The sequence below is a fragment of the Prolixibacter denitrificans genome (assembly GCF_003014495.1).
Taxonomy (GTDB): domain Bacteria; phylum Bacteroidota; class Bacteroidia; order Bacteroidales; family Prolixibacteraceae; genus Prolixibacter; species Prolixibacter denitrificans.
Genome location: NZ_PYGC01000004.1, coordinates 84,333 through 97,814 on the forward strand (window position 1 = coordinate 84,333; position 13,482 = coordinate 97,814).

At 44.8% G+C, this 13,482-nt stretch carries 12 protein-coding genes; 9 read left to right on the forward strand and 3 right to left on the reverse strand.

Translation table 11 applies throughout. From position 1 onward, the window contains the following. Complete coding sequence (locus tag CLV93_RS09385) at window positions 1–2,637, reverse strand: glycosyl hydrolase 2 galactose-binding domain-containing protein (RefSeq protein ID WP_106541942.1); 2,637 nt, start codon at window positions 2,635–2,637, stop codon at window positions 1–3. A gap of 281 nt (window positions 2,638–2,918) precedes the next feature. On the opposite strand from CLV93_RS09385, the gene CLV93_RS09390 reads away from it, so the two are divergent. Next, window positions 2,919–3,245 (forward strand): hypothetical protein, encoded by a 327-nt coding sequence (locus CLV93_RS09390; protein WP_106541943.1) that lies wholly within the window; start codon window positions 2,919–2,921, stop codon window positions 3,243–3,245. A gap of 24 nt (window positions 3,246–3,269) precedes the next feature. Here CLV93_RS09390 and CLV93_RS09395 read toward each other — a convergent pair whose 3' ends face one another. After that, window positions 3,270–4,376, reverse strand: coding sequence for a Gfo/Idh/MocA family protein (locus CLV93_RS09395; protein ID WP_106541944.1), 1,107 nt, complete (start codon window positions 4,374–4,376; stop codon window positions 3,270–3,272). 119 nt (window positions 4,377–4,495) lie between these two features. Beyond that, window positions 4,496–5,320 (reverse strand): peptidase, encoded by an 825-nt coding sequence (locus CLV93_RS09400; protein ID WP_106541945.1) that lies wholly within the window; start codon window positions 5,318–5,320, stop codon window positions 4,496–4,498. Between the two features lie 133 nt (window positions 5,321–5,453). Here CLV93_RS09400 and CLV93_RS09405 point away from each other — a divergent pair, with 133 nt between their 5' ends. The 8 genes from CLV93_RS09405 to CLV93_RS09440 all read left to right on the forward strand — a co-directional run bounded on the left by CLV93_RS09405 (window position 5,454) and on the right by CLV93_RS09440 (window position 13,306). Continuing rightward, on the forward strand, window positions 5,454–6,215 hold the full coding sequence (locus CLV93_RS09405) for a cyclase family protein (RefSeq protein ID WP_106542207.1): 762 nt from the start codon (window positions 5,454–5,456) through the stop codon (window positions 6,213–6,215). 36 nt (window positions 6,216–6,251) lie between these two features. Beyond that, window positions 6,252–6,779, forward strand: coding sequence for a GNAT family N-acetyltransferase (locus CLV93_RS09410; RefSeq protein ID WP_106541946.1), 528 nt, complete (start codon window positions 6,252–6,254; stop codon window positions 6,777–6,779). Window positions 6,780–6,877: 98 nt separating this feature from the next. Further along, window positions 6,878–7,258 carry a PH domain-containing protein gene (locus CLV93_RS09415; protein ID WP_106541947.1) on the forward strand — a complete coding sequence of 127 codons (381 nt, stop codon included), beginning with the start codon at window positions 6,878–6,880 and terminating at the stop codon, window positions 7,256–7,258. A 56-nt stretch (window positions 7,259–7,314) separates the two neighbouring features. Beyond that, window positions 7,315–7,764: a YybH family protein gene (locus CLV93_RS09420; protein WP_106541948.1), complete on the forward strand. Its 450-nt coding sequence runs from the start codon at window positions 7,315–7,317 to the stop codon at window positions 7,762–7,764. A 142-nt stretch (window positions 7,765–7,906) separates the two neighbouring features. Continuing rightward, window positions 7,907–8,992: a PAS domain-containing sensor histidine kinase gene (locus CLV93_RS09425; RefSeq protein ID WP_211297792.1), complete on the forward strand. Its 1,086-nt coding sequence runs from the start codon at window positions 7,907–7,909 to the stop codon at window positions 8,990–8,992. Window positions 8,993–9,086: 94 nt separating this feature from the next. Further along, window positions 9,087–9,878, forward strand: coding sequence for an alpha/beta fold hydrolase (locus CLV93_RS09430; RefSeq protein ID WP_211297793.1), 792 nt, complete (start codon window positions 9,087–9,089; stop codon window positions 9,876–9,878). A 158-nt stretch (window positions 9,879–10,036) separates the two neighbouring features. Further along, window positions 10,037–11,776, forward strand: a complete 1,740-nt coding sequence (locus tag CLV93_RS09435; protein ID WP_106541950.1) for a thiamine pyrophosphate-dependent enzyme — start codon at window positions 10,037–10,039, stop codon at window positions 11,774–11,776. Window positions 11,777–11,785: 9 nt separating this feature from the next. Continuing rightward, complete coding sequence (locus tag CLV93_RS09440) at window positions 11,786–13,306, forward strand: FMN-binding glutamate synthase family protein (RefSeq protein ID WP_106541951.1); 1,521 nt, start codon at window positions 11,786–11,788, stop codon at window positions 13,304–13,306. Window positions 13,307–13,482 lie beyond the last annotated feature (176 nt).

Consider the following 13,482-nt stretch of genomic DNA (forward strand, 5'->3'; position numbering starts at 1 on the left):
CTATTTTTCAGACAGAGCGACTTTCTGTTCAGATACATTCCACCCTTCCGCTACCAATCTCACATCTTGCATGTCGATCTGACCAAAGTGCTGACTCAAATCTAAATTAACGTCCTCCTCCTCGCCCGGTAACAGCGTGAAATAATTTCGATTGAAAAAGACCGGCAAAACCAACTCATCCTTTTTCTCATTCACTACTTTTAACCGGATAAAGAAAGCGGTCTCCTTCCCGGGATTCAGAATGCGCATGCTGTATTTTCCATCAGCCGTTTTTTCCGTTTTCACTTTTACAGAAGTCGGTTTCAACTGATTCAGCTGCTCATACGATTTGGGATTCTTCGATAGCCAGTAGAGATTCTCATCAACGTCCTTTCCATCTTTGTCTTTCAATGTCAGCTTCAGAAAATAAACTTCGTCCGGATCCTCAGCTGGCAGTTTTACTTTTCCCAACATCGTAACAGAATTAGCAGCAACATCTTTCTTTTCTGATTGCTCATCCAGTTTCTTACCATGAATAGAATAAAGCGTTGTTATAGCGGTCAAACCTGATTGCTTAAAAGGTGTCTGATTCACAACGCACGCCACCGAATCATTCAGATTCAACTGAATATGTACCGGTTGTGCTGCTTCTTTGTAGCCAAAATATCCACCGGTATAATCGAGATAATAGTCATAGAAGAAACCGCGCAAAGCCGTCCACGGATTTTGATTCTTCCAGACCAGCATACCGGTGTAATCGCTCCACATCCGGAAGTTAAAACCTTCCTGAAGTGCCCGATACTGCTCATAGCTCACAATTTGCGCCTTTCGACAGAAATCGTTGATGTCTTTCACTTTACCATATCGGTCTGGGAAATCGTGTAGCGGAATGTATTTGTGGTATCTCCACGACTCAGGAACCCAGTTACCTTTCGGTGGAACCAAATCCTTGGCAGGAATAAATTTCTTCAGTGATTCAATGTTGGCCATCCCAATGGAACCAATCTCCGGGTTAAACGGGTAGGATTTGGTTTTAAAAATCCAGTCGGGCTCTAGAATGCCATAAGGACCGTCCCCATTTCCACCAATCGTATTTCGCATCAACTGTGTCCCGGTCGATTCTTCCAGGTAAAGTCGGGTACCATCCGTTTGTGGAATGACATCATCCCGCAATGCCGCATTGATATCATCAGCCGGCGTATATTCATTTCCACCGCACCACAAGTAAAGGCTCGGATGGTTTCTTAGCATTTTTATCTGGTCTTCGGCTGCTTTCAGAAAGAGAGAATGATCATCGGGATAGGCATGCCGGCGAGCCTGCGATTCCTTTTTGAGCGGATCAGGCCAGCGACCGTTGCAATCGCCGGTCACCCAAAACTCCTGCCACACCAGCAAACCGTATTTGTCACAAGCATCGTAAAATTCAGGCCGTTCAGTGATGGAACCTCCCCAAACCCGAATCATATTCATGTTCATCTCTGCATGCATTCGAACTTCCGCGTCATACCGCTCCTTCGACAATCGCAGCATCGCATCCGAAGCAATCCAGTTTCCTCCTTTGATGAATACCTTTTGACCGTTTACCAGAAATACTCTCGCTCCAACTTTCTCGCCGAAATAACTGCCGGTTTCCCGAATGCCAAAGGTTACCCGCTGTTCGTCAGAAACTTTTCCGTCTTCCACAAACGAAACCTTCAGCGTATACAAAGGATGTTTTCCCATCCCGTTGGGCCACCACAGTTTCGGGTCAGTTACCTTTATCTCATCCAGACCAACCTCTTCTTCTTGGTAAGGTTGAAGCGTCACCTTACGGGAATAGCTTTTTCCGTTAAGGGTAACCTGCAACATACCGGTTTGCTTGCGGTCCGTGGCATTTTTCAACTCCGAAGAAACCTTCACAAAAGCAGGCTCCTGTTTCGCATCCGGTGTTCTTTTTCCAGGAACACGAGTTACTACATGTGGATTGAATACATCAACCGCACCGGTAACTTCCAGGCTAACTTTGTCCCATATTCCGGTATTGCGATCATGCATCGGGCAAATCCAATCCCAACCAGCAGTACATTGCATCGCCACATTCCGCGCAATAGTTCCGTCTCCGCCCTGTCCGCGCGATGCATCACCTTCCGGAGAAGGAGGTTCGACCAACACCGCCAGCCTGTTCCCTTTCCCTGAATGGTACAAATTGGTGATGTTGTATTTCTCGCGTAAGAACATTCCTTCGTGTGTATCCTTATTCACTCTTTTCCCGTTAAGGAAAATATTGGCCGCATAATTGATTCCCCTGAATTTCAACCAGACCTGTTCGCCCTGTTTCACGTTCAATTCAGGCAATTCGGTATAAAACCAATAGGTATAATAGCCTCTTCCGACATCGTGAATGTCCGGTATTTCTTTGTTGTTCAGTCCCACAAACGGGTCGGGCACCAAATGATTGTGCAACAGCGTGGTCAATACCGTTCCCGGAACGACCGCGTCCATCCAGCCGGTGTGCTGGTAACCAGACGAAGTAATCACAGTACCATCCACCTGGACGTCGGCTTTTCGTTTGGCAACCCAGTTCGAATCCAGATTAATATCATGCTGTTGCGCTTTCGCCGAAGGCAAATAAATAACACTGAAACACAAGAAAATAAACAGGAAATACGTTCTCCTCATAATTAGTTAGTTTAAGCATACAAATGGATAAAATTCACGGAGACAAAATATGGAATCGACGGTGAATCCAAATAATATTTAAAAAGTAATTGCTTTCAACTTAACAGGAATGTCATACAGGACAGGGGTATTACGAACTCAATGGTTTTCAACTTTCTTAAGCAATAGAAATAACGGAATCTCAACATGTAATACAACATATTTGCCATAACCCGAAAGGGCTGTATATTTGAGGCGCATGTGCAAAAAAGAAGAGTAACTGCAATAACGTAAGGTAACCTATGAAAAAACAGCAACTTCACCTACAGGAGGAACAAGTTAATTTAGTTATTAACAGGATGTTGGCGATTGGAGGAGAATCATTGAACGTTTCGTCTGCCGGAAGCCTGCTGCGCGAAATCATTCTGGCATCGGAAACGGGCGCGACCCGGGAAGAGATGCTTCAGTTGATTTGCGGAATCACACATTTCGATACAAATGACGATCGGACTCAGTCCATTTATCGGGCCATTTGCGAAGAGCCCTTCGAACAGACCTATCATCCGTTTGAAAATACAACGCTCATCAACCTAAGAAAAACGCTTGGAGATATGCCCGAAGGTGATTAAACCGGGCATATTCAGCGTGTCGTCTTACAGATGAACGACTTTTCCCGAGCGGGCACTTTCACGGGCAGCATCCAGTATTTCAACAACAATCAGGTTGTTTTCCAATGATGAAAGATCAGTTGAATTGACCATTATATCGCCTCTTATTACTGCCTCAAACCAGGCAAACGGGTCGTTATAAGGTGCCGGCCTCTCGGAAAGCTCTTTCTTCGTTTCAGTATTTTCTCCTGCTAAGCGGTAGTCAAATTCATGCCGGCTGGCCGCAAATAACTCTCCTGTGCGACCGTAAATCTGCATATCTTTCCGGCTGAAAGGCCAGTTCCACGAAGCCTGAATGATTCCCTGCGTCCCCGGATACGTTAAGATGATAGTTGCTTCGTCGTCCACTTTAGGATAGACATCCGGTTTCATCGTCTGCAACGTAGCTGAGACGGTCAGTGGCTTTTGGTTCTGCATTAGCCAGGTGATAAGGTTCGCGCCATAACATCCAAAATCGACCACAGCGCCTCCGCCATTCAGTTTCGGGTCAGTCAACCAGGCCAGAAATTCCGGCTGCACATTAATCTCCTTCGGTCCCTGATGACCATCACAAACAATTACTTTGCGAATTTCACCCAGTTTTTTGTCATCTACCGCCATTCGATAAGCCAAATGGTTGGTTGGATACCAAGTCGTCTCATAATCAGTCACCAATTTGATTCCGTTTTCACGAGCCAGACGAGCCATCTTTTGTGCATGTTCACCATTCACAGCCAACGGTTTCTCTACCATCACATCGATGTGCAGTGGTGCACATACTTCTACCACATGCAAATGATCGAATATTGGTCCGAAAGCTGTTACTCCGTCTGGCTTTGTTTGAGCAACCATTTCCTCCAACGTTGGATAAACCATGCTCATCGGAAAACCGTACTGTTTTGAATATCGTTCGGCCACTTCCCGTTTACTTTCGGCAATCCCGACAACATCAACATCACCTTTTTTCATCGCATCCAAAATCCACCCCACGTGACCATGAGTCAGTCCGGCAATGCCTAATTTAACGTGAGGTTTATTTTGCTCCTGCGCAGAACTTTGATTTACCATCAGTGTAAAAATGATTAGAATAACAGATATCAGTTTTCGGTTCATAGCTTAGTGGTTAGGTAGTCAAATAACAGTACCCGAAATGTACGAAAAGAGATGGTCATCTCAATAAAAAAATGCCCGGCGTAACCAGACATGATTTTCATTTAAAAATTACGATCTGACTATTTACCTCCATTCGCTTTTAAATCATCCAAACAGTTTTGATCGAGCGTCGGAATTGGATTTGTTCCGAACAAGTTCCCCACAACACCACCGCTTTCAACCTGCCAGTTCATCAGGCAGTTCGAATTGTCGCAATGGTGTGGGTGGGACGCATCCTCGTGATCGGTTTGCATCGGCGAACCATTGTTAACCAATCCCAGAACATGTCCAAACTCATGCTCATAAACAGTTGCTTCCAGAACATATCGCTGAGGATCTGTTGGCTGAGCAGTTAATGACTGAATCGTCTTTTCAAATATGGCGACTGATGTGTTTCGATAGGTAACACCCAACACCTTCGATTTGTCCGTGTCTTCGGTATATCCACCATCGAGAAACAAAAAATAGCCGGCAATTTTCTGGCCTTCTGTAAATTCTGTGCGATTATTTTCTTCCATCTTCGCTATGTCATCCAGCGTGTAGGTAGTCTTCCCTCCGGGCGCAATTTGCGTATAAATGAACGAAATTCCGGAAGGCTTATTCAAGCGGTTTTCCAGAAATGTTTTCAGTTGCGAAATAGCATCAGCGGTCGGTTTGTAACCATCCATGTACTGTACTTCAACAACCAGTTGTGTGTAAGTATCGGATGCCAGGAATTCATGTGCCGAAGCCCCCGGCCCGAGGTTATGATTGAATGAACCGTTAGTTGGAGCAAACGGATTGACGGAGGTTGAAGGCGCATTTGAATTGTCGGAAGAGCACGCATTCAACACCAAAAGTACAGCAAACAAAAGAAAGCCGGACGTAATCTTCCGACGATAAGGGTTAAGAGCAAGTTTACGCATGTTTTATTTCAATTATCTGTCCGAAATGTTAAACGGGAATTCAGGTAAAAATGTTTTGACAGGAGATTTTTGTAAACTGAGAATGGTTATTTTCGGACACCAAAGACCGGAAATAACCAAAAGCAGAAATGATATGCCAATAGTCGATCTTTCCAAACCCATTCAGTACAACCCGAATGACCCGTGGTTTATGAAAGTAAGAGTTAAACATAAACCACACGGGAAAGCGAGATGGCTGATTCGGTTACTGGGACTGCCGTTTAAACTTTTCCCGAAAGGCTTTACCGGATGGGCTGATGATACCATAACGAAAATGGGGGTTCATGCCACCACGCATATCGATGCTCCCTGGCACTACGCGCCAACGACGAACGGAGAAAAAGCCAAAACCATCGATGAAATGCCATTGGATCTCTGTTATGCCGACGGATTGGTTATCGACATGGAACACAAGGCCGATTTCGATCCTATTACGGTAGAAGATATTACAGGTTTCCTTACCCAAAATAATCTGGAACTCAAAAAAGGTATGATTGTCCTGATCAAAACCGGAAGAGACAAATTCAATGGAAACAAAAATTTTCACAAAATCGGGACTGGTATGAGCGCCGAAGCTACTGAATGGCTGATCGAGCAAGGCATCAAAGTGATGGGAATCGATTCGTGGGGATGGGATTTGCCTTTGCCACATATGATTGAAAAAGCGAAAGCATCGGGAAATCCGGAATTATTTTGGGAAGCTCACCTGGTAGGAAAGGAAAAGGAATATTATCACATGGAACAGCTGGTCAACCTGGGAGCACTCCCCTATTCCGGTTTTAAAGTGGCTGTTTTTCCATTGAAGATTGTGGGAGCATCAGCAGCACCAGCCCGGGTTGTAGCAATTTTTGAATAGGTGAAATATTAATTTGGTAACAGTTAAATATCAACGATGCATCAGCAAATCTACACCATCCGCAATGGTAGACCAGAAGAGTTTGATACTTTAGGTCAAATCATGGTCGAAGTTTATTCCCAACTGGAAGGATTTCCGAAACAATCGGAACAACCCGAATACTACAACTTGCTGGCCAACATCGGGGAATGGACAAAGAAACCATACACGGAACTTTTGGTAGCCGTTTCGCCGGAGGGCAAAATAGCCGGTGGCGTAGTGTATTTCAGCGATATGCAATATTATGGTTCCGGCGGCACCGCCACTCACGAGAAAAATGCGTCCGGCTTCAGGTTACTGGCTGTTGCGCCTTCCTTCCGGAAACAAGGCATCGGCAAACTCCTGAGCAATGAATGCATTCGAAAAGCCAAAGCTCTAAAGCAGGAGCAAGTGATTATTCACTCGACCAAAGCGATGCAAGTAGCCTGGAAAATGTATGAAAATCTAGGATTTAAACGTTCTAAAGACCTCGACTTCATGCAGGAAGAGCTTCCCGTATTTGGCTTTCGCCTGAAACTAAAATAATCTCCGTCAGGTAATCCTACACCCAAAAGGTTTGGTTGATCGTATTCAGATATTTAATTACCTTGAAGAAATAAAGCCAAACCAATAAACAAAACGATATGGGACTATTTTCATCACTTTTGGGCAAAGCCGGAACAGTGGAACCGGAAGAGCTCTTGAAGAAATACGACAAGCTATTGATTGAAGGCGAAGGTATTGAACTCGGATTCAAACTATACCACGACGTATTCATCTTTACCACCAAACGATTAATACTAATCGACAAACAGGGATTAGCCGGGGATAAGGTCGAATACAAATCCATCGCTTACAAAAATATTTCGAAGTTCAGCATCGAAGCTCCCAATGCATTCGATCCGGACGCTGAACTGAAGATTTGGGTCGCTGGAGAACAAACGCCCAGTGTTAAGAAACAGTTCAACAAATCAGTGAATGTGTACGACGTCCATCATGTGCTGGCATCGTATGTATTGAAATAATTTGAATTGTAGCCCTGCTGTTCTAAAATTCACACACCACATCCAATTCAAACCATATGAAAAAACTCTTTGCGCTGTTACTTATGCCCATTTTCTTACTGACTTCATGCCAACCGGAAGAAGAGAAGCAAGTGGAACAGTGGAAAACAGAGATCAAGCAAACTGAGCAGTCGTTCGCAGAAATGGTACAAAGGCAAGGCATTTCCAAAGCATTTCTCACCTATGCGGACGATGATGCAGTCATACTGCGCAATAGCCAATTAATTAAAGGGAAACAGGCAATACAGGACTTTTATTCCCAACAACCGACACCGTCGAAGAAAGTCAGTCTTACCTGGAAACCTGACTTTGTAGAGGTTTCCTCATCGGGCGATTTGGGATACACCTATGGCAGTTATCAATACACTGTGACCGACTCGCTGGGAAACGCGAAAACGTCCGAGGGAATTTTTCACACGGTTTGGAAACGCCAGTCCGATGGTTCGTGGCGATTTGTTTGGGATTAAATAAAGAGTTTATCCTCCTTTGATTGATAATTCATTCCCTACAACAACTTTTGTTCATTTTCTCCGTTCAAAATAAACACAGGGAGAAAAGCCAAAAATGGCTATATACCTTGGATAAAGTAGAATAACAGCAGATCGATTTATGACTCATTCAACAGAGATGAATAGTGCGAATTTTAATTATGAACTTTATTTCGATTTGTCGCCCGACTTGTTGTGCATTGCAGGATACGACGGATATTTCAGGAAAATAAATCCAGCCGTTTCGAAGTTACTGGGATATAGCATGGAAGAATTGTATGCCCGCCCAATTAATGACTTTGTATATTGTGCTGATAAGCGTGCTACTGATAAGGCAAGGGAGGAGCTTACCAGGGCAAAACCACTTCTTCATTTTGAAAACCGGTATAAAACCAAAAGTGGTGAGATTGTATGGTTATCCTGGACTTCCTATCCAATTGAAAGTGAGAAACTAATCTTCGCTATTGCTAAAAACATCACTCATAAGAAAAGACTGGAAGCCGATCGAAGCGCTTTGCTCTCCCAACTGTCCAGCTCAAACAATGATTTAAAACAGTTAACTTACACTACCTCACATGATCTACGAGCGCCGGTTAACAATGTGCTGGCGGTACTCGATATGCTCGATATTTCGAAGTTTACCGACGAAGAGGCTATTGAATTAGTTAAGATCTTAAAATTATCGGGTGAATACCTGAAAGAATCGTTGGATAATTATGTCGATGCTTTAAGCGAAAAACATCAGGCTCATTCCCGTTTGGAAGAGGTGAATTTGAGCGAAACACTGAACAAAGTGCGTAAATCGATACAATCAATAGTCGAAACATCCGGGACATTTATTCATGCCGACTTTTCAGCTTTGAATACCATCCGGTTTAACCGGGCATACATGGAAAGTGTTTTCCTGAATCTGATGACGAATTCGATTAAATACGCCAGGTCCGATAGACATCCGATCATTCAGGTTCGTTCAGAAAAAGCCGATGGAAGAGCTCTGTTGATATTTAGTGACAACGGTTTGGGATTCGACATGGAAAGAGTGAAAGACAAAATTTTCGGTTTGCGTCAGAAATTTCACGACCATAAAGAAAGTAAAGGTATTGGACTTTACCTGGTACACAACCACATTACCAGTTTGGGCGGAAAAATCGAGGTTGAAAGCGAGCCCAACAGGGGAACCACTTTCACCATGTCGTTCAAGGCCTAATCACATCTCCATGCTCATCAAATACCTGAAATTAGTTTAATTTTATCCAGTGAGCCGGGCTTGCGTCCTCGCAGTATAAACAAAAAGAGATAAGATGATGAACAAAGCAACGAGTTTGATTTTGGTTTTCTTTTTCTTCATCGCCGGAGTAAAAGCACAGTCGGAAAACATAGCTTACGGCAACAATCCCAAAGCCGGTCATTACGATACTGTGAACGGGATACAACTCTATTACGAAACTTACGGAAGTGGTGAGCCTTTGGTGATGTTTCACGGCAACGGAGGTTCCATTAACGCTTTCCGGAACCAGATTCCTTTCTTCGAAAAACATTACCGCGTGATTGCTATCGACAGCCGTTTGCAAGGAAAATCGGGCGGTTCTCCCGATACCATCTCCTACCGGTTAATGGTTTCGGACTTTAACGCCCTGATGGAACAGCTCCACGTCGATTCTGCATACGTACTCGGTTGGAGTGACGGCGGCATCGATGGTTTGTTGCTTGCCATTGAACATCCCGACAAGGTGAAAAAGCTGGCCATTTCCGGCGCCAACACGGTTCCCGATTCTACTGCTGTTCCTTATAAGGATATTCTGGATATGAAAAATTTTGTGGAACATGATAAGAAGGCAACACCAACAGCCATTGCTCTCAATAAGATGATGCTGTACCAGCCTCACATTTCCGATCAAAATCTTCATACAATAAAATGTCCGACACTGGTGATGGCCGGCGATCACGACATCATCAAGCCTTGTCACACGATTCGGATATTCAAGGCCATTCCCAAAGCAGAGTTGTGCATTTTCCCCGATTCGAACCACAGTGTTTGTATCCAGCATCCCGAACAGTTCAACGAAACGGTGGAACGGTTCTTCCGGAAATAAACTTCGACAACTAAAAACAGATAGAACATCCTTATCATTATTAAAGAAAGTTAAACAGGCAACGAAGAAGCTATCTCGCCAAGTATCGGAAAACAAAAGACATTATTACTTGTTCGTTTAATCGGTACGCCTTCCGAAAACGAATAAAAGATAATATCATGAATGTATCCGAGCAGCTTCTTCATATCTTAAAACAGGAAGGAGTTCAGCACATTTTTGGAGTAGCCGGAGATGCACTGAATCCAATCATTTCTGCAATAGCAAAGCAAGACACTATCGAATGGATAAGAGTAAAGCATGAGGAGAATGGTGCTTATGCCGCTTTTGCGCAAGGTGAACTGGGCAACAATCTGGGTGTTTGCGCCAGCACGGTAGGGCCGGGAGCACTTCATCTGATTAACGGTTTATACAATGCCAAAAAAGAACGCTCCCCTGTATTGGCCATCACCGGTCAGGTTCCGGTTGCTGTGCAGGGCACCAATTTCCACCAGGAAGTAAACCTCGAAAAGGTATTTGCCGATGTGTGTGGTTACCAGGCCATCATCCGCTCACCCGAACAAGCACCGAAAATTATCCTGAAAGCCATTCGAACAGCGTTGAATGACAATTGCGTTTGCCGGATTGAATTACCGGCTGATATAGCCATGATGGAAGCCGAAAGCGAAAAATACATTCACTCTGCTTTCCGCTCAGAGTCAATTACCACCCCACCCACCAAGCTGATAGAGGAGGCCGTAAACCTGATTGCCGATGCGAAAAAAATCGGAATCCTGGCAGGAGCTGGTTGCCGGGGAGCTAAAGAAACCGTAGAGGCATTCTCCAACCGAATAAACGCCCCAGTCACTCACACGCTGAGAGCTTCTGACATTTTTGACCACTCGATGGAAAACGTAGTGGGATTAACCGGCCTAATCGGAAATCCATCGGGATACAAGGCCGTTATGGAACCCGATTTGCTCATCATGCTCGGTACCGACTTTCCTTATACCGATTTTCTACCGAAAGAAACCAATGTTATTCAGATTGATATTCGCCCGGAAAACATCGGGAACCGAATCCCCGTAACATTGGGGCTGCACGGAGACATCCATGAAACGGTAGCGCTTCTGTTGGAAAACTGCCCGGAAAAAGAAGACTGCAGTTTTCTGGACGACCTGAAGAAGGAATTTCGCGAATGGAAAAAATCGATGGAGCAAAAAGCCGATGACGAGCGGGAGCTCGAGCCCATTCATCCCGAAATATTTGCCCGAAGTATCAGTGAGCAGGCTGCCGATGACGCCATCTTTGCGCTCGACACGGGTACTTCAGTTATCTGGTCGTCGAACTTCATGAATTTTCATTCCGAAAGAAGAATTATCGGTTCGTTTAACCACGGCTCCATGGCCGTCGGTCTCCCCGCGGCCCTAGGCGCTCAGTTTCAGTTTCCCGAAAGGGAAGTATGGGCGATGGTTGGTGACGGAGCATTCAACATGACCCTCCACGAATTTTCTACGGCAGTAAAATACAATCTACCCATCAAAGTAATTGTCTTCAAAAACGATGAATTGAGCTTCGTCAAAATTGAAATGGAAGAAGCCGGATTGGCACCCAACCTCGACGCGCTGCACGTAGATAACTTCGACTTTGTGGCCTATGCACAACTTTGCGGAGGTGAAGGTATAAAGGTCGAGCATGCTCGTGATGTGGAGAAAGCCGTGGCAATGGCCAAAGCTTCTAAAAAGCCTTTCATCATCGAAGCAATCGTCAACAGTGGCGAGTTGTCGCTTCCACCGCGAATTGGTTTAACCGAAGCTACCGATTTCGGCTTGTCGAAAGTGAAAGAGATCATTCAGTCGCTGGGCGGAAACCGGGAACAATGGGAAAACTTAAAGAAAGAAATAGAAGGTTATTTTGACTAAAACACAGATATGAGAAAATCCATCACGCTGACAGTGATAGCAACCGTTGTTGTATTACTCGGGCTAAGCCTGATAAAATACCCGATATACACACTCATCGGCATTGTTGTCTTTTTTGTGGGTGTCGGCATTTACGATTTGGCACAAAAGAAACACACCATCCTCCGGAATTTCCCGGTAATTGGTCATGCCAGGTATCTATTCGAAATGATTTCTCCCGAAATTCATCAATATTTCATCGAGTCGGATACCGATGGTAAACCTATCGACCGGAACCATCGGGCTTATATTTATGAGCGTGCCAAAAAACAAAACGAAACACATCCGTTTGGTACCGAACTGGATGTAGAGGAGGACAATTTCAAATGGCTACAGCACAGCATCTATCCGGCTCCAAAACTGGATAAACCACCCCGGGTTACCGTTGGCGGAAGTGCTTGTCAGCATCCATATTCAGCCAGCCTGTTTAATATCTCGGCGATGAGCTTCGGTGCGCTCAGCAAAAATGCCGTGATAGCACTGAACAAAGCGGCCGCTGCCGGAAACTTTTTCCACGATACCGGCGAGGGTGCTATTTCGCCCTATCACCGGCAGGGCGGAGACCTGATGTACGAAGTAGGTACGGGTTACTTTGGCTGTCGAACCGACGACGGTCACTTTTCTCCCGAAAAGTTCGAAAAGCAAGCTGCTGCTGAAGAAGTTAAAATGATTGAGATTAAGCTCTCGCAGGGAGCCAAACCAGGCCATGGTGGTGTATTGCCGGCGAAGAAAAACAATGAAGAGATTGCGCAAATCAGAGGAGTGGAACCTCACACCACGGTCCTTTCGCCTCCCGGGCACAGCGCTTTTAGTAATGCCCGCGGTCTGCTGGAATTTGTTCAGCAGTTGAGAGAACTTTCAAAAGGCAAGCCGGTCGGATTCAAGCTGAGCATTGGCAGCAAAGACGAGTTTGTAGAGATATGTCAAGAGATGGTCGAAACAGGCATCAAGCCCGACTTCATAACTGTCGACGGTGCTGAAGGTGGTACCGGGGCTGCTCCCATCGATTTCTCCAATTACGTCGGCATGCCCTGGGAATTGGCGCTGGTTTTCGTCGTGGATACACTGCGGGGATTTAACCTTAAAGATGAAATCAGGATTTTTACGGCCACCAAAATATTCACAGCTTTCGACATATTCAAAGCACTCAGTCTGGGCGCCGATGTTTGCAACTCAGCACGGGGTATGATGCTGGCGCTGGGATGTATCCAGGCTCTGAAATGTGATACCAATGAATGCCCCACCGGCATTACGACCAATAAGCCTGGATTAATGAAAGGATTGGTCGTGGAAGACAAATGGAAACGGGTGAAAAACTATCAGTCTGAAACCCTCAATGATTTTCTGGAACTATTTGCTGCTGCTGGCTGTAGCAGCCTTGAACAACTACACCGGGGATTAATATACAAGCAAATCCAGGGAAAAGTAAAAACGTACGAAGAGCTTTACCCTACAATTGAAGCGGGAAGTTACCTGAAAGAACACCATTGATATTCTGCAAGATAAAAGACACACCACATCTATAAAACAAGCCGCCGGATAACTGTCCGGCGGCTTTCGGCGACTTTTAAACGTTGTATTAAACCAAATAAAAATAGTCGCTATACCTTACCACATTTCTAATCTTCATCCTAACCTATTTATTTCGATAAATTCTCAAAGTGACA

What these genes read in the sequence shown, in the direction of transcription:
- CLV93_RS09410 (WP_106541946.1), top strand. Translation starts at nt 6,252, where the DNA reads ATGCATCAGCAAATCTACACCATCCGCAATGGTAGACCAGAAGAGTTT.
- CLV93_RS09440 (WP_106541951.1), top strand. Translation starts at nt 11,786, where the DNA reads ATGAGAAAATCCATCACGCTGACAGTGATAGCAACCGTTGTTGTATTA.
- CLV93_RS09400 (WP_106541945.1), bottom strand. Translation starts at nt 5,320, where the DNA reads ATGCGTAAACTTGCTCTTAACCCTTATCGTCGGAAGATTACGTCCGGC.
- CLV93_RS09435 (WP_106541950.1), top strand. Translation starts at nt 10,037, where the DNA reads ATGAATGTATCCGAGCAGCTTCTTCATATCTTAAAACAGGAAGGAGTT.
- CLV93_RS09390 (WP_106541943.1), top strand. Translation starts at nt 2,919, where the DNA reads ATGAAAAAACAGCAACTTCACCTACAGGAGGAACAAGTTAATTTAGTT.
- CLV93_RS09395 (WP_106541944.1), bottom strand. Translation starts at nt 4,376, where the DNA reads ATGAACCGAAAACTGATATCTGTTATTCTAATCATTTTTACACTGATG.
- CLV93_RS09425 (WP_211297792.1), top strand. Translation starts at nt 7,907, where the DNA reads ATGACTCATTCAACAGAGATGAATAGTGCGAATTTTAATTATGAACTT.
- CLV93_RS09420 (WP_106541948.1), top strand. Translation starts at nt 7,315, where the DNA reads ATGAAAAAACTCTTTGCGCTGTTACTTATGCCCATTTTCTTACTGACT.
- CLV93_RS09405 (WP_106542207.1), top strand. Translation starts at nt 5,454, where the DNA reads ATGCCAATAGTCGATCTTTCCAAACCCATTCAGTACAACCCGAATGAC.
- CLV93_RS09430 (WP_211297793.1), top strand. Translation starts at nt 9,087, where the DNA reads ATGATGAACAAAGCAACGAGTTTGATTTTGGTTTTCTTTTTCTTCATC.
- CLV93_RS09385 (WP_106541942.1), bottom strand. Translation starts at nt 2,637, where the DNA reads ATGAGGAGAACGTATTTCCTGTTTATTTTCTTGTGTTTCAGTGTTATT.
- CLV93_RS09415 (WP_106541947.1), top strand. Translation starts at nt 6,878, where the DNA reads ATGGGACTATTTTCATCACTTTTGGGCAAAGCCGGAACAGTGGAACCG.